The 18,593-nt window shown below is 71.2% G+C and carries 19 protein-coding genes; 11 read left to right on the top strand and 8 right to left on the bottom strand.

Annotated elements, in window-relative coordinates; all coding sequences use genetic code 11:
* Positions 1 to 5 precede the first annotated feature (5 nt).
* On the bottom strand, positions 6 to 1,319 hold the full coding sequence (locus ACFOY2_RS01715) for a lanthionine synthetase LanC family protein (protein WP_379526088.1): 1,314 nt from the start codon (positions 1,317 to 1,319) through the stop codon (positions 6 to 8).
* Between the two features lie 89 nt (positions 1,320 to 1,408).
* Between ACFOY2_RS01715 and ACFOY2_RS01710 the strand changes: the two genes are divergently transcribed.
* From ACFOY2_RS01710 to ACFOY2_RS01680, 7 genes are all read left to right on the top strand, one after another.
* Entirely contained in the window at positions 1,409 to 1,741 is a 333-nt protein-coding gene (locus ACFOY2_RS01710; protein ID WP_379526087.1) for a putative quinol monooxygenase, read from the top strand.
* Positions 1,742 to 1,881: 140 nt separating this feature from the next.
* Positions 1,882 to 3,159, top strand: coding sequence for an ROK family transcriptional regulator (locus ACFOY2_RS01705; protein WP_379526086.1), 1,278 nt, complete (start codon positions 1,882 to 1,884; stop codon positions 3,157 to 3,159).
* Positions 3,156 to 3,959: an ABC transporter permease gene (locus ACFOY2_RS01700; RefSeq protein WP_379526085.1), complete on the top strand. Its 804-nt coding sequence runs from the start codon at positions 3,156 to 3,158 to the stop codon at positions 3,957 to 3,959. The genes ACFOY2_RS01705 and ACFOY2_RS01700 overlap by 4 nt, the downstream gene beginning before the upstream one ends.
* Entirely contained in the window at positions 3,956 to 4,726 is a 771-nt protein-coding gene (locus ACFOY2_RS01695; protein WP_379526084.1) for an ABC transporter ATP-binding protein, read from the top strand. Before ACFOY2_RS01700 ends, ACFOY2_RS01695 begins: the two co-directional genes overlap by 4 nt.
* A gap of 25 nt (positions 4,727 to 4,751) precedes the next feature.
* Positions 4,752 to 5,720 carry an aliphatic sulfonate ABC transporter substrate-binding protein gene (locus ACFOY2_RS01690; RefSeq protein ID WP_379526083.1) on the top strand — a complete coding sequence of 323 codons (969 nt, stop codon included), beginning with the start codon at positions 4,752 to 4,754 and terminating at the stop codon, positions 5,718 to 5,720.
* A complete protein-coding gene (locus ACFOY2_RS01685) occupies positions 5,717 to 7,186 on the top strand; it encodes a sulfatase-like hydrolase/transferase (protein ID WP_379526082.1) in 1,470 nt (489 codons plus the stop codon). Before ACFOY2_RS01690 ends, ACFOY2_RS01685 begins: the two co-directional genes overlap by 4 nt.
* 37 nt (positions 7,187 to 7,223) lie before the next feature.
* Positions 7,224 to 9,272 (top strand): family 43 glycosylhydrolase, encoded by a 2,049-nt coding sequence (locus ACFOY2_RS01680; RefSeq protein WP_379526081.1) that lies wholly within the window; start codon positions 7,224 to 7,226, stop codon positions 9,270 to 9,272.
* 4 nt (positions 9,273 to 9,276) lie between these two features.
* Here ACFOY2_RS01680 and ACFOY2_RS01675 read toward each other — a convergent pair whose 3' ends face one another.
* The 5 genes from ACFOY2_RS01675 to ACFOY2_RS01655 form a co-directional block, all read right to left on the bottom strand.
* Entirely contained in the window at positions 9,277 to 9,450 is a 174-nt protein-coding gene (locus ACFOY2_RS01675; protein WP_379526080.1) for a hypothetical protein, read from the bottom strand.
* 33 nt (positions 9,451 to 9,483) lie between these two features.
* Entirely contained in the window at positions 9,484 to 10,473 is a 990-nt protein-coding gene (locus tag ACFOY2_RS01670; protein WP_379526079.1) for a hypothetical protein, read from the bottom strand.
* Positions 10,474 to 10,752: 279 nt separating this feature from the next.
* The gene (locus ACFOY2_RS01665) at positions 10,753 to 11,622 is read right to left on the bottom strand and encodes a fumarylacetoacetate hydrolase family protein (RefSeq protein WP_379526078.1); all 870 of its coding nucleotides are present in this window, start codon (positions 11,620 to 11,622) and stop codon (positions 10,753 to 10,755) included.
* 114 nt (positions 11,623 to 11,736) lie between these two features.
* Positions 11,737 to 13,212, bottom strand: coding sequence for a multicopper oxidase family protein (locus tag ACFOY2_RS01660; protein ID WP_379526077.1), 1,476 nt, complete (start codon positions 13,210 to 13,212; stop codon positions 11,737 to 11,739).
* Positions 13,209 to 13,607, bottom strand: a complete 399-nt coding sequence (locus ACFOY2_RS01655; RefSeq protein ID WP_379526076.1) for a hypothetical protein — start codon at positions 13,605 to 13,607, stop codon at positions 13,209 to 13,211. Before ACFOY2_RS01655 ends, ACFOY2_RS01660 begins: the two co-directional genes overlap by 4 nt.
* Positions 13,608 to 13,759: 152 nt before the next feature.
* Here ACFOY2_RS01655 and ACFOY2_RS01650 point away from each other — a divergent pair, with 152 nt between their 5' ends.
* The gene (locus ACFOY2_RS01650) at positions 13,760 to 14,881 is read left to right on the top strand and encodes a sensor histidine kinase (RefSeq protein WP_379526075.1); all 1,122 of its coding nucleotides are present in this window, start codon (positions 13,760 to 13,762) and stop codon (positions 14,879 to 14,881) included.
* Positions 14,878 to 15,558, top strand: a complete 681-nt coding sequence (locus ACFOY2_RS01645; RefSeq protein WP_379526074.1) for a response regulator — start codon at positions 14,878 to 14,880, stop codon at positions 15,556 to 15,558. Before ACFOY2_RS01650 ends, ACFOY2_RS01645 begins: the two co-directional genes overlap by 4 nt.
* On the opposite strand, the gene ACFOY2_RS01640 is transcribed toward ACFOY2_RS01645, so the two are convergent.
* Positions 15,548 to 16,699: a L,D-transpeptidase gene (locus tag ACFOY2_RS01640; protein WP_379526073.1), complete on the bottom strand. Its 1,152-nt coding sequence runs from the start codon at positions 16,697 to 16,699 to the stop codon at positions 15,548 to 15,550. The genes ACFOY2_RS01645 and ACFOY2_RS01640 overlap by 11 nt on opposite strands.
* 217 nt (positions 16,700 to 16,916) lie before the next feature.
* On the opposite strand from ACFOY2_RS01640, the gene ACFOY2_RS01635 reads away from it, so the two are divergent.
* Positions 16,917 to 17,567 carry a hypothetical protein gene (locus ACFOY2_RS01635; protein WP_379526072.1) on the top strand — a complete coding sequence of 217 codons (651 nt, stop codon included), beginning with the start codon at positions 16,917 to 16,919 and terminating at the stop codon, positions 17,565 to 17,567.
* 122 nt (positions 17,568 to 17,689) lie between these two features.
* On the opposite strand, the gene ACFOY2_RS01630 is transcribed toward ACFOY2_RS01635, so the two are convergent.
* Entirely contained in the window at positions 17,690 to 17,908 is a 219-nt protein-coding gene (locus ACFOY2_RS01630; RefSeq protein WP_379526071.1) for a hypothetical protein, read from the bottom strand.
* 97 nt (positions 17,909 to 18,005) lie between these two features.
* Between ACFOY2_RS01630 and ACFOY2_RS01625 the strand changes: the two genes are divergently transcribed.
* Positions 18,006 to 18,581 carry a polysaccharide deacetylase family protein gene (locus ACFOY2_RS01625; protein ID WP_379526070.1) on the top strand — a complete coding sequence of 192 codons (576 nt, stop codon included), beginning with the start codon at positions 18,006 to 18,008 and terminating at the stop codon, positions 18,579 to 18,581.
* Positions 18,582 to 18,593 lie beyond the last annotated feature (12 nt).

Raw genomic sequence — 18,593 nt, 5'->3', positions numbered from 1 at the left:
ATGGATTAGAGCGCCGACGCGGGCACCGGGATCGCGGGGAACGGGTTGTCGGGCAGCAGGATCACCCGGCGCGGCCGGTCCGCCTGGCCCGCCGCGTCCAGGTGCAGCAGCGCCGCGCCGACGCCGGACGCGCCCACCATGTAGCCGGTGTCCGCCGTCACCTCTTCTGGACGCAGCCGCCGATACGCCTGGTACCAGCGGTAACCCCGCCCGTCGTGGTCGGTGGCCCGGCCGATCAGGTCGGTGGCCAGCCTGCGGGCGTACTCCAGGTGCTCCTCCCGCCCCGTCGCGGCCCACAGGCCGACGAACAGCTCGATCAGGCCGGCCGTCCCGCAACACTGGCAGGCCACGTTCCAGTAGCCCTCGGTGCGGCGGCCTGGCACGCCGCTGCCGACGATGCCGCGCGCCAGTCTCTCCACCCAGTCCAGGTCGCCGGGGTCGCCCGCCACCCGGTACAGCTCGTAGAACATCCTGGCCACGCCCGCCGAGCCCGAGCAGAACCCCAGGTAGTGCAGGCCCCTGGCGTGCGGCACATGGTGCGGGACGACCGCGCCGCCGTCGCCCACGGCGCAGACCTCGCGGACGAAGGCGGCGCCGCTGCGCGCGGCGAACAGGAAACGTTCGTCGCCCGCGACCCCATACAGGCGGGCGAGCAGGAACGCCGTGCCAGCCGTACCGGCCAGGAAGCCTGGCGTGACGGCGTCGACCGGCAGGTCGGCGCAGTCGCCGAAGACGTGCCCGGGAACGGGCAGGCGGGCGATGCGCAGACCGGCCTCGACGGCCGCCCGTTCGTAGGCGGGCACGCCGAAGTGGGCGGCGGCCCGCAGCAGCCCGAGAATGATGCCGCCCTCGCCGCGCTGGGCGGGGTCGCGCGACCACGACGCGCCCGCGCCGCGCTCGACGATGAGGTCGGCTATGGCCCTGGCCTCCACCTCGAACGCGCTCTCGTCCAGCGCCCAGCCCGCCTCCATGAGCGCGACCATCGTGCCGGTCAGCCCGTGGTAGAGCGAGAGGTCGTCCTGCTCGCGCCAGGTGGCGGCGAGCCTTCGCGCGCCCGCCCGCGCGTCCTCCAGGTACGCCTCATGGCCGCTGACCTCGGCCAACTCCAGGAAGAACAGCACGATGCCCGCCGCCCCCGAGTACAGGGACCAGGGTTCAGGGCTGACCGCAGACCCGCCGCGCGGATCGGGGTTGGCCAGCCAGCGCTTGCCGTGCTCGTCGTCGACCGCGGCGTCCCTGATCCACCGGCCCGCGAGGATGGCGGCGGTCAGCGGGGAATCGGCTCGGGCGCTCGACGAGCGGATCCTGTCCAGACTCACCCGAGGAGTATCCCACACTTTTGGTAGGAAAAGCTTGGATGCCGTCGATAGGCTCATGCTCACGGAAACCGACCGATGGAGCCGATTCTATGATCTTCATTACCGCCAAGTTCCGCATTCTGCCCGAGCACGCCGACCGCTGGCCGGAGATCTCCAGGGAGTTCACCGAGGCCACCCGCGCCGAGCCGGGCTGCCTGTGGTTCGACTGGTCGCGCAGCCTCGACGACTCCAACGAGTACGTCCTGGTCGAGGCGTTCCGCGACGGCGAGGCGGGGGCGGCGCACGTGCAGTCGGCCCACTTCAAGCAGGCCCAGCAGACGCTGCCGCCCCACCTGGCCGAGACGCCCAGGATCGTCAACACGACCGTTCCGCAGGACGACTGGTCGGAGCTCGGCGAAATGACGGTACCGCCACGCGACTGAGCTCGTTACGGGAACGTTACGCGGCGCTCACGAATCCTTTCGCGGGCGCGTTCCCGCAGGCCGCAGGGCCAGCGACCGGACGGATCGGTATTTTTCCGGGTTATTGACGAAAAACAGGGGCCGTCGGCAGACTCTGCACCATGTCACACTCCCGTGGCCCGCTGTCCCAGCTCCGGCGCGGGCACGAAGAGCTCGTGCTCGGTCTGTTGCGCAAGCATGGGCCGCTCAGCCGGGGCGAACTGGGCAAACACTGCGGGCTGTCCAGAACCACCCTGTACGACATCCTCGCCGACCTGGTCGCCGAGGATGCGGTCGTCACCGCCAGCCCGCAGGACACCCCGCGCGGCAGGGGCAGACCGGCCGAGACGCTGACCCTCAACCCGGACGCCGGCCAGGCCATCGGCATCGACTTCGCCCGGCGCGGGCTGCACGTGGCGGCCGTCAACCTGGCACACGAGATCGTCGGAGCGGCCAGCGAGCCGCACGCGGCCGATCTGCCGTGGGAGGAGCGGGTGGACCTGGCCGAGCGCCTGGTCGGCACCCTGACGGGCGGCGGGCTGCGGCTCGGCGCCCTGCGCGCGATCGGCGTCGGCGTGGTCGGCCCCGTCAGCGGCCCCGACGCCGAGGCCGTCCCCGGCGAGAGCGGCCAGGAGGCTGCGGGCGGGCCCGGCCAGGACGGCCTCGAGGCCGAAGACGGGGGCGAGCCCGTCCCCCATCGCGTGCAGCTCCTGCTGCGCGAACGGTTCGGCGTGCCCGTGCTGCTCGACAACAACACCCGCCTGGCAGCCCTGGGCGAATCGATCTGGGGGGCGGCGGCCGGCGGACGGGACGTGCTCTACCTGCGGCTGTCCCACGGCGTGGGCGGCGGCCTGGTGGTCGGCGGGTCGCTGCACCGCGGCGCGTACGGCCTGTCGGGCGAGTTCGGCCACATCACGGTCGACCGGGACGGCGCCCGCTGCGACTGCGGCGGCACCGGCTGCCTGGAGACCGTGGCCTCGATCAGGGCCGTGCTGGACGCCTACCGGGCCGAAGGCGGCAGGGCGGACGACGTACCGGAACTGGTCAAGGCCGTCAAGGCGGGCGAGGCGAGGGCGCTCGGCCTGCTGGACGGGGTCGGCGTGGCGATCGGCGGCGTGCTCGCGGCCGTGTGCAACGCGATCGGCCCCAGCGTGATCGTGATCGGCGGCGAGCTGGCGGAGACCGGCGAGGCGCTGTTCGACCCCATCGAGCGGGCGCTGAGCGCCCACGTCATGCCGGTCTCCCTGCACCGGGTGAGCCTGCGCCGCGCCACGCTCGGCGAGGTCGCGGGCGCCCTCGGCGGCATCGCCCTGGTGCTGCACGAATCCCCGCTGCTCGCGCGTTACCCGGCCGGCCAGGACCTCGCCCCCGGCCTCTACCAGCAGGAAGGGAGCCCATGAGTCAGGTCACTGCGCTGGCCAAGTCGCCCGCGACCGCGCGGCGCGGCCCCGGGCGTTCACAGCGCGCCATCGTGCTCAATCTGGTCGCGGTCGCCATCGGTCTCCTGGTGTGGACGCTGCTGGCCACGATCGGGGTGCAGGGCCTGCCGGGTCCGCTCCAGGTGGCGGCCAGGGCGGGCGAGCTGATCGCCGACGGCACGCTGCTGGGCGACGCGCTGGCCAGCCTGCGCAGGGTGCTGCTGGGCTTCCTGCTCGGCACCCTGCTGGCCGTCCCGATCGGTTTCCTGATGGGCTGGTACGCCACGGCGCGCGGCCTGCTGGAGCCCTACGTGCAGTTCTTCCGCACGATCCCGCCGCTGGCGATCATTCCGCTGGCCATCGTGCTGCTGGGCATCGGCGAGGTGCCGAAGGTTTTCGTGATCTTCCTGGCGTCGTTCCTGTCAAGCGTGGTGGCCACGTTCCAGGGCGTGGTGGACGTGGACAAGACGCTCATCAACGCCGCCCGCGTGCTCGGCGCGTCCGACAGGACCATCTTCCTCAAGGTCGTGGTACCGGCGTCCACGCCGTTCATCCTGGTCGGGATGCGGGTCGGGCTCGGCTCGGCCTGGGGCACGCTGGTCGCCGCCGAGCTGATCGCCGCCCAGGAGGGCCTGGGCTTCCGGATGCAGCAGGCCCAGCTCTACTACGACCTGTCCACGATCTTCGTGGGCCTGATCGCCATCGGCGTGCTCGGCCTGGTGATGGACCGGCTGCTGCTGCTCGCCGAGCGCCGCCTCACCGACTGGCAGGAGCGCCGTTGAACGCCAAGATCTCCTTCAGGGACGTCGTCAAGACGTACCCGATGAAGGACGAAACCTTCACCGCGCTGGACCGCGTCTCGCTGGACGTCGCCGACCGCGAGTTCGTCACGGTCGTGGGCCCGTCGGGCTGCGGCAAGAGCACGCTGATGAGCATGGCCGCCGGGCTGGTCGAGCCGAGCGCGGGCGAGGTGCTGGTGGACGGCGTGCCCGTCACCGGTCCAGGACCAGAGCGCGGCGTGATCTTCCAGCAGTACGCGCTGTTCCCGTGGCTGACCGTGCGCAAGAACGTCGAGTTCGGGCTGAAGCTGGCCGATCTGCCCGCCGGCGAGCGCAGGCGACGCGCCGAGCGGGCGATCGAGCTGGTCGGCCTGTCCGACTTCGCCGACGCGCTGCCCAAGACGCTGTCGGGCGGCATGAAGCAGCGCTGCGCGATCGCCCGCGCGTACGCGGTCAACCCGCAGGTCCTGCTCATGGACGAGCCGTTCGGCGCCCTGGACGCGCTGACCCGGGTGCAGTTGCAGGACCAGCTCCTGGCCACCTGGAGCCAGGAGCAGCGCACGGTCATGTTCATCACCCACGACGTGGACGAGGCCGTCTACCTGGCCAGGCGCGTGGTCGTGATGGCGGCCAGGCCCGGCCGCATCCAGCGGGTCATCGACGTGGACCTGCCCTATCCGAGGACCGAGGAGATGCGGCTTTCGCCCGAGTTCGGGCGAATCCGTAACGAGGTCTGGCACTCCGTCTACCACCAGGCCCCCGCGGCCTGACCCAGCCAGAAAGGATCGATCCGCCATGCGTTCTCTTCGCCGCGCCCTGACGGCCGCCTCGGCGGTGAGCCTGATAGCACTGTCCGTGACGGCCTGCTCGGACGACGGCTCGACGGTCAGGTTCGGCTACATCAGCGACTACAACGGCGCCAGCCTGCTGGCGATCGCGGCCAAGCAGGGCCTGTGGGACAAGCAGGGCCTCACGCCGGAGATCAAGGTCTTCACCAACGGCCCGCTGCAGATCCAGGCGCTCGGCGCGGGCGACCTCGACTTCGGCTACATCGGCCCTGGCGCCATGTGGCTGCCGGCCTCGGGCAAGGCCAAGGTCGTCGCGATCAACACCCTCGCCTACGCCGACCGCGTCATCGGCCGCCCCGGCGTCGCCTCCATCCAGGACCTCAAGGGCAAGAAGGTCGGCGTGCCGGAGGGCACGTCCGGTGACATGGTGCTCAACCTGGCGCTGCGCAAGGCTGGGATGACGGCCAAGGACATCCAGAAGGTGCCCATGGACCCGGCCACGGTCGTGTCGGCGTTCGCGTCCGGCCAGATCGACGGGGCCGGCATCTGGTACCCGCTGATCGACACGATCAAGCAGAAGGTGCCGGGCATGGTCGAGCTCGCCAGCACCAAGGAGTTCCCCGACAGTTCCTTCCCGACGGCGTTCGTGTCGGGCCCCAAGACGGACCAGGCGCTCGCCAACAAGGTGATCAAGGTGCTGCAGGAGGCCAACGACTGGCGGGCCGCGCACCCGGACGAGGCCGTCACCGAGGCGGCCGCGCTGCTCAAGCTCGACGCGGCCAAGGTCAAGGCCGACGCGGCGAACGTCCAGACGATGACCACGGCCGACCTGGTCGCCAAGACCAAGGACGGCACGGTGGCCAAGTGGCTCAACAGCCTGGGCGACTTCTTCGTCAGCACCGGCCAGCTCCCGTCGCGGCCCGACCCTGCCACGTACTACACCGGCGACCTCTACGAGAAGGCCTTCACCAAGTGAACCTGCTGTTCCTCATGACCGACCAGCACCGCGTCGACACCCTGGGCTGCTACGGCAACCCGCACGTGGCCACGCCCAACCTGGACAGGCTGGCCGCCACCGGCACGCGGTTCGACCGGTTCTACACGCCGACGGCCATCTGCACGCCGGCGCGGGCGAGCCTGCTCACGGGGCAGGCCCCGTTCCGGCACCGGCTGCTGGCCAACTACGAGCGGAACGTCGGTTACCTGGAGGACCTGCGCGAGGACGCCTTCACCTTCCCCAGCGCGCTCAAGCAGCGCGACTACCAGCTCGCTCTGATCGGCAAGTGGCACGGCGGCACCAGCCGCAACGCCGCCTCCTACGGCTTCGACGGGCCCGACCTGCCCGGCTGGCACAACCCGGTCGACCATCCCGACTACCTGGCCTACCTGGAGGAGCGGGGGCTGCCGCCGTACCGGATCTCGGACCTGGTCAGGGGCACCACGCCGAACGGCAACCCGGGCAACCTGCTGGCCGCGCGGCTGCACCAGCCGGTCGAGGCCACCTTCGAGCACTACCTGGCGACCAGGGCGATCGAGCACATGGAGCGGTACGCGGCCGACGGGCGTCCGTTCTTCCTGGCCACGCACTTCTTCGGGCCGCATCTGCCCTACCTTGTGCCGGACGAGTACTTCGACATGTACGACCCGGACCTGGTCGAGCTGCCGCCGTCGATCGCCGAGACGTTCGAGGGCAAGCCGCCGGTGCAGCGCAACTACAGCGACCACTGGACGTTCGACACGATCCCGATCGAGGTCACCCGCAAGCTGATCGCGGTCTACTGGGGCTACGTCACGCTGATCGACGAGCAGATCGGCCGCATCCTCGACCGTCTCGACGAGCTGGGCCTGTCGGAGCGCACCTCGGTGTTCTTCACCGCCGACCACGGCGAGTTCACCGGCGCGCACCGGCTGCACGACAAGGGCCCCGCCATGTACGAGGACATCTACCGCATCCCCGGCATCATCCGCGTTCCTGGCGAGCAACCGCAGGTGCGCAACGAGTTCGTCACCCTCACCGACTGCACGGCCACGATCCTCGACCTGGCCGGCTGTGACACCGGCCCGGCCGTGGACAGCCGGAGCCTGCTCCCGCTCGTCCGCGGCGAGCGTCCCGAGTGGCCCGGCGAGCTGCTCGCCGAGTTCCACGGCCACCACTTCCCCTACCCGCAGCGGATGATCCGCGACGACCGCTACAAGCTGGTCGTCAACCCCGAGTCGGTCAACGAGCTGTACGACCTGCACGCCGACCCGCACGAGCTGAGCAACCGCTACACCCATCCGGAGCTGGCCCCGGTCCGCCGCCGCCTCATGCGCCGGCTGTACGACCTGCTGCGCGAGCGGGGCGACAACTTCTTCCACTGGATGACCCCGATGTACGACATCGGCGCCTCCGACTACGACCCCACGTTGAGCTCCTTCGAGAAAGAGGGCACGAGCGGATGAAGGTTCTTTTAGGGATCGCGGCCTTGCTGTCGAGCGCATGCTGCCGATCCTGCGCTCGAAGGACCTGGTGAGCTGGGAGTACGCGGGCGAGGTCTTCACCCCGCAGACCAAGCCCGCCTGGCACGGCGGCGCCCGCCTGTGGGCCCCCGACATCAGGTATGTGGGCGGCGCCTACCACCTGTACTACTCGCTGGCCTCCGGCGGCATCGGCCTGGCGACCGCGCCGACGCCGACGGGGCCGTGGACGGACGCGGGCAAGGTGCTCGCCGATCCGGCGTCGTGCCCGACGTTCGACATCGACCAGGCCCAGTTCACCGACGTGGACGGCACCCACTACCTGTACTGGGGCAGCTACGACACCCTGTGCGTGGCGAAGATGAACGCGGAGGCCACCCGCGTCGAGGGCCCGGCCGTCCAGGTCGCCAGGGGACGGCGAATGGAGGGCGGGTACGTCGTGCGGCGCGACGGCTTCTACTACCTGTTCTACTCCGACGCCGGCTGCTGCAGCGGCGCCTACAGCGGCTACCAGGTCAAGGTCGGCCGCTCGACCAGCCCGGCCGGGCCCTTCGTCGACGACGAGGGCGTGGACCTGATGGAGCTGACCAGCAAGGGCGCCATCGTCGTCGGCGCCAACGGCAACCGCTGGGCGGGCCCGGGCCACAGCGGCTTCCAGACCGACCTGTCGGGCCAGGACTGGCTCGTCTACCACGCCATCTCCACCGCCGACCCGGACTTCCCGCCGATCACCGGCGGCCCTTCCGGCCTGACCAAGCGCCCGCTGCTGATCGACCGGCTGGACTGGATCGACGGCTGGCCGGTGGTCCGCGCCGGGGCGGGGCCGTCGGAGGGCGCGCAGCCCGCGCCGGTGACCGCGTTCGAGGCGGGAGGCACGTTCAAGGACGGCTCGCTCGCCGGCTGGCGTGCCGACGCCGGCTGGTCGATCAGGAACGACAGGGACGCCGGCGGGTACGCGAGCCGCACGGGCACCGGCGTCGCCTACCTGACCTCGACCGCCAGGACCCGCTCCGCCGACGTGCGGGCGCAGGCGGACCTGCGCGTCGGCGCCGGGACGGCCGCCGGGCTGACCTTCGCCCACCTCAACGGGAACAACCACGTGGTGGCCTGGCTCGACAAGGGGCGGCGCGCGCTGGTCACCGACGTGGTGATCGGCGGCACGAGCCGAGGCCGGCAGTTGACGGCGCTGCCCGCCGGGTTCGACTTCGGCCTCTGGCACACCGTGGTGGCCGAACTGCGCGGCACCCGGCTGAACGTGCAGGTGACGAGCGACAAGCTCGGCGACCCGGTGGCCGAGCAGCGGCGCGACCTGCCCCGGGCGGCGGCCAGGCCCGGCTCGGTCGGCGCGGTCGCGCGCGGCGCCGCCGACGCCGACAACGTCGGGGCCGCCAAGCTGTACACGCCGGTCACCCAGCGGGTGCCCGAGCCCGAGCCGGGCGAACCGCTGCCGGACTTCAGCGAGGAGTTCGACGGCACCACGATCGGCGCGGCCTGGCGGTGGGTGCGCGGCCCGGCGCCCGGGGTGGGCGTCGCGGGCGGCACGCTCACCTGGCCGACCCAGAACGCCGAACTGCACCAGGCCACCAACACCGCCTCGGTGCTGCTCAGGGACGCGCCCGACGGCGACTACACGGTCGAGGCCAAGCTGGACTTCGCACCCACGCAGGGCAACCAGCAGGCCGGAATCCTGCTGTACGAGAACGACGACCGCTACTTCAAGATGGCCCACTCGGCGATCCCGCTGGCCAGGGGCGACGGGGCCGTGCTGAAGGTGAGCGAGTTCGCCAAGGAGGGCGAACGGCCGACGACCACGCCGCCGACGGCCGTGTTCACCGCGCCGATGTTCGGCGGGCCGACGGCGCGGACCATGTGGCTGCGGCTGTCGTACCACCACGACGCGGCCAACGACGAGACGGAGGTGCGGGCCGCGACCAGCAGGGACGGCGAGCGCTGGGTCCGGGGCGGCGTGTGGACCCTGCCGGCCAGGGACAAGCTCAAGATCGGGCTCTTCTCGATGAACCGGGCGGGCGCGGTCGCCACGTTCGACTACGTCAGAACGTACCGCGACTGACACCTCAGCCCGCGGCGGGTGGAGCGGGGAACAGGGCGCGGAAGTTGTGGACGACCGGGTTGGCGTCGCCGGTGCGCCAGGTCAGGTCCAGGGTGACGACGCGGGTCGGCGGGGACAGCGGCCGGAAGGCGACGTCCCCTCGGCGCAGGCGGGCCACCGACTCCGGCACGATCGACACCCCGAGCCCCATGGACGGGTGTGAAGCCTCGTCTCAGTCGCCGGCGATGCGTTTGGGAAGACTCGCGGCGATCACCTTGGCGTAGGCGGACACCACGTTCTCGTCCAGTGGCGTCGTGGTGGTCTCCGTACCGGGCTTGTTCCGCACCTGGGAACCCTCGTAGATGACCTCGACGATCCTGTTGCCCGTGAGGAACCACACCTGGCCGGTCCGCGAATGCTGCGACCCCATCTTCACCTCACGGACCTGGGAGAAGGCGCCGTCGCCGAGGTCGGGCACATTCTTGATCGGCCTTTGCCGGATCTGGTCACCGGTGGTGGGCGTCTCGTACTGGGCCGCCTTCTTGTCATTCTCGAACGCGGCGGTGATCTTTCGCGCAGCTGTCCTGGCGCCGTCCATCATCGTGTCGGAGGAGACGGCAGAGCGCTTGCCGTCCAGGCCGTGCGCCCGGTCGAAGCCGTAGTACTTGATGATCACCACACCGCCGGGGATGCGAACGGTGAGGTCCGCACCGTTGCTGAGCGCGCCTTCGCTGGTGCTGTAGGTGTAGCCGAAGGCGGCCTCACCGAGACCCGGGATGTCCTTCAGTTCGTCGTAGGCGAATGCGTCGTTCGTCTTCGGTCTGTCCTCGGCGAGCTTCCGCTCATAGGCGAACTTCCGCTCCGGGGACTTCGAGTCGGCGAACGAGTTCAGCTCCACGCTGAGCGTACGGTTGCGCTCAAGCCGCTGCTCCTCCTGGCTGCCCGAGTTCCATTCGCACTCCACGACCTTCTCGTCGCCGTAATTGGTGTCCTTCGGGTTCTCCTCCGCCTCGGGGACGAGCTTGTCCAGCGTCGCAGGCGCCAGGGCGGAGCAGAGGTGCTCGCCCTTGAACGCGGTCAGGTCCACCTTCGCGCTCGGCGGCGCGCTCGTGGGCGACTCGTCGTCGGCCTCACCGAAGGTGGACGCAGGGCCCGTGCCCGCACCCAGCACGAACCCGGCCACCACCACGGCTCCGGCGAGCAGCACCACCACGATTCCCACGATGAGCGCGCCGCTCCTCTTCCGCCGAGGTGGCGGCATCGGGTACGGCCCGCGAGGCGGCATCCCCGGCGGGCCCGGCGGGCCGTACTGACCCGGCCCTTCCCGCCCAGGCCCCGAGGGTCCGTGCATCGGGGCGACGGGGTCGCCTGGTCCTTGGGGCGGATACGACATGATTGTCAACGCTATCGGCGCGGGTTGGCATGAGCTTGGCGTCCAGAACGGAGACGGCGCCCGCCGCGCGCCGTCTCGTTGCTCACCTGGACAGGTGTGGTGGGCCGGCTATGAGCGCATCGCCTCCAAACCCATGACGACGGTGGTCGTCAGCGTGCCGACCTCGGCGATGGTGATCGTCACCGTGTCCCCGTCCCGCAGCGTGAACGGCAGGTCGGGGACCAGGCTGGTGCCGGTGGCCAGGATCGCCCCATCAGGGAACACGTCGGCCCTGAACAGGTATCCGGCCAGCTCGTCCAGTCGCCGGTGCAGCCCGGAGGTGGAGGCTTTGCCGTCCCAGACGGTTTCGCCCGCCCTGGTGATGGTGAGCGCGATGTCCAGCGCGTACGGATCCGCGACCTCCCAGGCGGGCCGGATCGCGGGCCCGACGGCGCAGGCCCCCAGGTAGATCTTGGCCTGCGGCAGATACAGCGGGTTGACGCCCTCGATGGTGCGCGAGCTGACGTCGTCGACGACCGTGTACCCGACGATCTCCCCGTGGGCGTTCAGCACCAGGCCGAGCTCCGGCTCGGGCACGTCGATCTCGGAGTCGGCGCGTACGGAGATGCGCCCGCCGTCCCCGGTCACCTTCCACGCCACGGACTTGAAGAACAGTTCGGGCCGTTCCGCGTCGTAGACGAGCTCGTACACGTCGGCCGCCCGTTCGCTCTCGATCACCCGCGCCTCGCGCGAGCGCCGGTAGGTGACGCCGGCCGCCCACACCTCCATCAGCCCGTCCACCGGCGCCAGCCGCCGCACGGCCCCCGACGGGTGGCCGGGGCCGTCGGCCGCCGCGCAGCGCTCGCGCAGTTCGGCGGAGGGCAGCCGGAGCAGCTCGCCCACGGTGGTGATCCCGGACAGCTCCACCACCTGCTCACCGTCGTCGATTCCGACCGCGTCCGCGCCGGTCAGGGGGCTGGTGAACCGTACGATCTGCATGCCTGCTCCTAGCTCCATCAGACAAGACGGCATATGTCATCCGATGAATAGTTTCCCCTACCTGCTCATCCGACCCACGAGGGGTCCCACGTCGGCACACCTCCGACGATCTCGTCAGATCACGTCGAAGTCGGCCATCATCGCCATGTCCTCGTGTTCGAGGTTGTGGCAGTGCAGCATGTAGCGGCCTCGGTAGCCGTCGAAGCGGGCGAGCACGTCCACGACCTCGTACGGCCGCACGTCCACCGTGTCCTTCCACCCGGCGTCGGTGGCGGACGGCGCCCGGCCGCCCCGCGCCAGCACCAGGAAGTGGGCCAGGTGCACGTGCACGGGATGGTGGAAGTCACTGCTGAAGCGCCAGACCTCGGCGGTGCCCAGGCGCGGCCGGGCCAGCGGGACCCCGGGACTGTACGGGCGGCCGTTGATCGTCCAGGCCGTCTCCGACCTGCGGAAGTCGAACCTGCGGGTGGCCACGGGCGACGGCCGCGACGGCGGACGGGACAGCGCGGACGGCACGGCGCTGTCGTCGGGCGCCCCGCGGGCGACGACGAACCGCATCACGTTCCCCGCCGACCCCTCGGCCAGGGCGTTGACCAGCGTGACCGCGCTGCCGATGGGGTAGGCGGAGAAGTCGACGACGACGTCGAATCGTTCGCCCGGCGCGATCGTGATCTCGTCGTGGACGACGGGCGCCGCCAGGAGGCCGGCGTCGCCGCCGATCTGCGTGAACCGGCCGCCGGGCGCGAGCCGCAGCCGGTACCTGCGGGCGTTGGAGGCGTTCAGCAGGCGCAGCCGGTGGCGGGTGGCGCTCACCTCGGCGACCGGCCAAGGCGCGCCGTTGACCAGGATCACGTCGCCTTCGACGCCCTCCATGTAGTCGGGGTCGTGCGCGGCCGGATACCGGAACGAGCCGTCCGCCCCGAACGCCCTGTCGCAGATCATCAGCGGCAGCTCCCGCTCGCCCCCGGGCAGCGGCAGCGCGTCCTCCTCCTCGTCCCGCACCAGCGCGAACCCCGCCAGCCCCCGCCACACCTGCGGCGCGGTGAAGTCCATCCGGTGGTCGTGGTACCAGAGCGTGGCGGCCCGCTGCTCCACCGGGTAGCGGTAGTCCTTGACGACCGGGTGGTGCGTCCCGCCGTGAGCGTGGTCGTGGCCCGTGTAGCCGGCGGGCACGACCAGGTCGGTGGGGTAGCCGTCGGAGTCGGGTGGGGTGACGCCGCCGTGCAGGTGGGTGGAGGTGGGCACGGGCAGCTCGTTGCGGACGGTGATCGTGGCCGGGCTGCCGCGCCGCAGCTCGAACGTGGGGCCGGGGAAGGTCCCGCCGTACCCCCAGACCTCGGTCGTCGTGCCGGGGACGATCTCGACCCTGGCGGGCCGCTGCGTCACCTCGTACCGTCCGGGGCTCACCGGGCGGGCGACGGCGGGGACGGGCAGCGGCACGGTGAACGGCTTCGGCAGCGGCAACTCGCTGGCCAGGAGCTGGCCCGAGTGTTCGGCGCGCCCGGCCACGGCGAGCCCCGCGACGCCGGCGCCCACGCCGCCGAGCACCCCGAGAAACGCCCGCCGCCGCATCCGACCGCCGCCGCTCATGCCGTGCCCCGCTGGAGGGCACGCCAGGTCCAGAGCGTGAAGACGGCCGACAGGCCGAAGATCGCCATCCCGATCGGGAAGTGCAGCCCGAGCAGGCGGTCCTGACCTGCCATGACCTGCACCGTCTCCAGCACCACGAGCCCCAGGCTCGCCAGTGCGGGCCACCCCGGCCCCCGTCCAGGGCGCCACAGCAGGGTCGCGGCCACGAGCTGCAGGTACAGCAGAGTGTGGGTGAACCCGGCGTTGTCCCTGTGCCAGGCCAGCAGGTCCACATCGCCGGTGACGAACAGCCCGGCCAGCGCGGCCTGGCCGAGGACCCCGGCCAGGTGCGCGGTCGCCAGCGTGCGCAGCGACCAGACGACCCAGCCGGGCGGCGCGGAGATCGATGAGGTCATGCCGCTCATGCTCCCGGCGGACGCCCCCGGCCACGTCCCCCGTCGGACGGCTCCCGGCCGTACTCCCGAGGGGGTACGCGGGGCGGTCGCGGCGGGAAACGTACGACCAGGGGGTGACGTGCCATCAGCAGGGTTTCGCCTACCTTGTGGGGATGGACACCCGCAGGACGGACGCGCTCACCGCGGCGGGCGCGCTGATCGCGATCACGGCGGGCACGTACGCGAACCTGTCGTGGACCGGCCCAGGCGAACGACCGCTCGACCCTGCGGGGATGGCGCTGATCGTGGTCATCTCGTTGACGCTCGCCTTCCGGCGCACGGCCCCGCTGGCCGCCGGGACGGTCGCGGCGGCCGGCGGCCTCGTCTACTACGCGGTCCACTACCCGGGCGTGTTCACCGCGGCACCGGCGCTGGCCTCGATCTACACGCTGGCCTCGCTCGGCCGCCGCCGGGCCTCGATCTGGCTGGCGGCGGCGCTGGCCGTGGCGATGTACGGGCTCATGGCGCTGGCCGAGGAGGACCCGGCACCCGGGAATGTGATGACGCTGCTGAGCGGCTGGCTGGTGGCCATGGTCGTGATCGGTGATGTGATCCGGCAGCGCAGGGAGTACCTGCGGGCGGTCGAACAGCGCGCTGAGGAGGCCGAGCGCACGCGGGAGGAGGCCGCGCTGCGCCGGGCGGGCGAGGAGCGGCTGTGGATCGCGCAGGAACTGCACGACTCGCTCACCCACAGCATCTCGGTGGTGAACGTCCAGGTCGCGGTGGCCATGGAACTGCTGGAGCGCGACCAGGAGCGGGCCAGGCAGGCGCTGGCGGCGGTCAAGGAGTCGGGGCACGAGGCGATGAACGAGCTGCGTTCCACGCTTGGCGTGCTGCGCACGATCGACGACGGCGTCGAGGCCGGGCTGTCGCGGCTGCCGAGCCTGGTGTCCAGGGCCGAGCGGGCGGGGCTGCGGGTGACGCACACCGTGTCGGGCACGCCGTACGCGCTGCCGCCCGAGGTCGACAGGGCCGCCTACCGCATCGCCCAGGAGGCGCTCACCAACGTGCTGCGTCACGCGGGCGCGGCGACGGTCGCCATGACCGTCGAGTACGATCCCGGCGGGGTCGTGCTGCGGGTCGAGAACGACGGCGAGTCCGGCACCGCCGGGCCTGGAATGGGGTTGATCGGGATGCGCGAGCGCGCGGTCGCCGTCGGCGGCACGTTCGCCGCGGGCCCGAAGGAGGGCGGCTTCACCGTCCGCGCCGAACTCCCCGTACGGGCGCAAAAGTGATCCGGGTGCTGCTGGCCGATGACCAGCCGCTGATCCGCGCCGGTTTCAGGGCGCTGCTGGAGCTCACCGACGACATCGCCGTGGTCGGCGAGGCCGGCGACGGCGCGCAGGCCGTGGAGCTGGCCAAGCGGCTGCTGCCGGACGTGGCGCTGCTCGACGTGCGGATGCCGCTGCTGGACGGCATCCAGGCCACCCGCAGGATCGGCGCGACCCCCGAGCTCGACGGGGTCCGCGTGGTGATCCTCACCAACTACGCCCTCGACGAGTACGTCTTCGCCGCGCTCAGGGCCGGGGCCAGCGGGTTCCTGCTCAAGGACATCGAGCCGGGCGACCTGCTGCAGTCGGTGCGGGTGGCCGCCCGGGGCGAGGCGCTGCTGTCGCCGTCGGTGACGCGCCGCCTGATCGAGGAGTACGTCAGCACGCCGCCCCGTCCCACCCCCGCGCCCGGCATGGACCGGCTGACGGGACGCGAGCGCGAGATCGTGTCCCTGGTGGCCAGGGGCATGTCCAACGAGGAGATCGCCGAGCACCTGGTGATCAGCGCCGCCACCGCCAAAACCCACGTGAGCAGGTCGATGACCAAGCTCGGCGTGCGCGACCGGGCCCAACTCGTGGTCTTCGCCTACGAGTCGGGCCTGGTGGTCCCCGGGACGAGCGGCCAGCGACTCAGCCGTTGATCGATTTGCCGAGCGCGCTGCCGGCCAGCCATTCCTGCCACGTCTTCGCCCATGGCGTCGGCCCGTTGCCGAACTCCAGATCCCTGGACGTTCCGGTGACCTTGATGATGTCCCCGCGCTGGGTGAACTTGTAGAACCAGCGGGCGTTGGCCGGGCTGGCGTTCACGCAGCCGTGGCTGACGTTGCGGCTGCCCTGGTCTCCGGTCGACCAGGGGGCGGAGTGGAAGAAGGTGCCGCTGTAGGTCATCCGGACGTTCCACTTGGTGACGATGTCGTACAGGCCGGGCCGCCCGATCGTGGCCGAGTCCATATGGAAGTTCCTGGCCTTCTCCTGGGCGATCATGGTGCCGGACCAGCTGTCGTCGCCCGGTTTGCCCAGGCTGACCGGGATGGTTTTGACGACCTTGCCGCGCTCGCGCACGACCGCCTCGTGGTTCTTGCCGTTGATCTCGGTGATGTGCTCGGGGCCGACGGTGAAGCTCATGGTGCGGTCCTGGGTGCCCCACAGTCCCTGCCCGGCGTGCAGGCCCGTCAGGTGGGCGACGACCGTGACCTTCTCCCCCTCGGGCCAGTAGTCGCGCGGCCTGAACTGCACCTCCCGGTCGCTCACCCAGCTCCAGGCGCCCTCGACCGGCTTGGTCATGTTCACGACCAGCGACCGCTCGACCGCGGCCCTGGCGGACGCGGCCTTCACCGGCTCGGAGAGCAGGAGCTGCACGGGCATCCCGACGCCGACCTTCTCGCCGTTCAGCGGCGACATGCCGCTCTCCAGCACCCGCTTCGGCTTGAGCGTGGTGAACCTGGTCTGCCCGGTGACCCGTTTGCCGTCCGCGCCGGTCGCCTCGGCGCTGACCGTGTACGCCGTCGAGGGCCGCAGTGGCCACTGGGGACGCCAGGTCCCGTCCGCGCTCATGCCGCCGGGCACCTGCTGGCCCTTGGCGTCGGCGACGGTGAGCCGGGTGACCTTGCCGTCGGTGACCTTCACGCTGATCCCGGCGTCCGGGGCGACTCTCTTCGCGCCGTTGACCGGGGTGATCGTCAGTTTGGCCATCGTGCCCTGCTGGTGCTGCTTGCCCGGCGCGGGGCCACCGCCTCCGCCTCCGCCGGTGCTGCATCCCGCGATCAGGAGCAACGCTGCCACAAGTGTCGTGCTGGTCCGGCCGTTCCGCATCGTTGACGCCTCCCGTGCCTGAAATAACAGGCAAATTTCACAGTAAACCGTGCTCAGGGGGCCAAAAGGGGTTCTGCCCAAGAATGCAACCGGGCATGCGCGGAGCACATCGACCGCCGGATGCGGGCGGTCCGACCCGCCGCGTGTGCGCTTGCCCGCCCCGCCCGGCCCGGTAATCATGGGCCGGGTGGACTACTACCTGATCTTCGCGTCGGCCGGCGACGTGACGCCGGTGGACATCCTGATCGAGGAGTTCGTCCTGTGCGACGACTTCACCGCGGCCTGGATCGACAGCGCGGCATGGAGATCGGAGACCGGCGCGTGGGCCGCCGCTCCTGGGCTCAGCCGCGAGATCCGCTCCGACCCTCGGCTGCGCGGACGGGCGCGGGCGGTCGGCAGGAACGCGGCGAGCGAGGCGTACACGCTGCTCGGCGGGGGCGACCTGCCGGAGGAACCAGACCTGCGCGGCCACTTCGACGACCGCGTGCCGCTGCCCGCCGCCGCCCCGCTCGACCTGGGCACGTCATCCGGCACCCGCCGCTACCGCATCCTGTTCGCCGGCGACCTCGGCGACGAGGGGCTGATGGGCGCGCGCGAGGCGCTGCGGCTCGAACCGACCGACAACCCGAGGGTGGTCGGCACGGCGACGGGCAGCGTCGGCGGCCACGGCTTCGCGTGGGAGCTGCGCCGGATCGGGGCGGGCATCGCCTGGTGCGTGGACGTCACCGTACGCCTCGGCACCGGCCCCGGCACCGCGCTCGGCGCACTGCTCCACCACCACCGGCAGGCGATCCGCGACCAGGGCCTGATCCCCGTCACCATCGAACGATTCGCCTGACCGGCGAGGTCACCACCGCCTTCGCCGAGGCCGCCCTGGCGGGGCTGCGCGAGGTCGGCCACACCTGATCCGCATATTTCGCATCATCTCTCGCGAACCAGATGGGCGGAACCGCCGTCGAATCAGTGGATCGGACCCCAGCAGTCGCTCAGAAAAGGCGCGCCGGGGGTGGTGTGTGAGGGGGAATAGGGGGAGATGGGCGTGTTACGGGGAACGGCGAGGATGATCGCCACGACCGTCCTGATCACCGGGATCTGCGGGGCCGGCCTCACACCGGCCCCGACGGCAAGCCCCACTCCGAGCCCCACGACGAGTCCGACGGCGAGTCCGACGGCGAGCACCGCCCCTCCGACCACGGGACCTGCCCATATCAACCCGGCCGAGAGTCCCCTCCCCCAAACCCCCAGCAATCAGGTGAACTGCCGTCGTGCCAAGTGCGTGGCGCTCACGTTCGATGACGGCCCCGGTCCCTACACGGACAAACTGCTGCGCACTCTGGCGGCCCACCATGCGCGGGCGACGTTCTTCGTCATCGGCCAGAACGTCGTCGCCCACCGGGGCGTCCTGCGCAGAACCGCCGAGGCCGGACACGAGATCGGCAATCACACCTGGTCGCACCCCGACCTCACCAGACTGTCACCGGCCCGTGTCCGCTCCCAGCTGACCCGCACCGACCGGGCGATCAAATCGGTCACGGGAACCGTGCCGACCCTCGTCAGACCGCCGTACGGGGCGCTCAACAAATCCGTACGCAAACAGACCCGGCGTCCCCTGGTGCTGTGGAGCGTCGACACCCTCGACTGGCTGCGCCGCAACAGCGCCAGGGTCGCCAGGTCCGCCCGCAAGTCGGTCCGCCCCGGCAGCGTCATCCTTTTCCATGACATCCACCCCACGACGGTCCGAGCCATCCCCCGCGTGCTGAAGGACCTGTCGAAGCGCGGCTACACCTTCGTCACCGTCAGCGAGCTGTTCAACGCCCACCCACCGCGCCTGGTCTACAGCGGCGCGCGGTAAGGCATCGAGACC

It is taken from the genome of Nonomuraea purpurea (assembly GCF_042650645.1).
GTDB lineage: Bacteria > Actinomycetota > Actinomycetes > Streptosporangiales > Streptosporangiaceae > Nonomuraea > Nonomuraea purpurea.
Note: the sequence above shows the minus strand (reverse complement) of the source record. Positions and strands in the feature narration are given on the sequence as shown.

Excerpts from the sequence above, each read along its gene's own strand:
- ACFOY2_RS01710 (WP_379526087.1), top strand. The coding sequence starts at position 1,409 with ATGATCTTCATTACCGCCAAGTTCCGCATTCTGCCCGAGCACGCCGAC.
- ACFOY2_RS01705 (WP_379526086.1), top strand. The coding sequence starts at position 1,882 with ATGTCACACTCCCGTGGCCCGCTGTCCCAGCTCCGGCGCGGGCACGAA.
- ACFOY2_RS01700 (WP_379526085.1), top strand. The coding sequence starts at position 3,156 with ATGAGTCAGGTCACTGCGCTGGCCAAGTCGCCCGCGACCGCGCGGCGC.
- ACFOY2_RS01690 (WP_379526083.1), top strand. The coding sequence starts at position 4,752 with ATGCGTTCTCTTCGCCGCGCCCTGACGGCCGCCTCGGCGGTGAGCCTG.
- ACFOY2_RS01680 (WP_379526081.1), top strand. The coding sequence starts at position 7,224 with ATGCTGCCGATCCTGCGCTCGAAGGACCTGGTGAGCTGGGAGTACGCG.
- ACFOY2_RS01665 (WP_379526078.1), bottom strand. The coding sequence starts at position 11,622 with ATGCAGATCGTACGGTTCACCAGCCCCCTGACCGGCGCGGACGCGGTC.
- ACFOY2_RS01660 (WP_379526077.1), bottom strand. The coding sequence starts at position 13,212 with ATGAGCGGCGGCGGTCGGATGCGGCGGCGGGCGTTTCTCGGGGTGCTC.
- ACFOY2_RS01655 (WP_379526076.1), bottom strand. The coding sequence starts at position 13,607 with ATGACCTCATCGATCTCCGCGCCGCCCGGCTGGGTCGTCTGGTCGCTG.
- ACFOY2_RS01650 (WP_379526075.1), top strand. The coding sequence starts at position 13,760 with ATGGACACCCGCAGGACGGACGCGCTCACCGCGGCGGGCGCGCTGATC.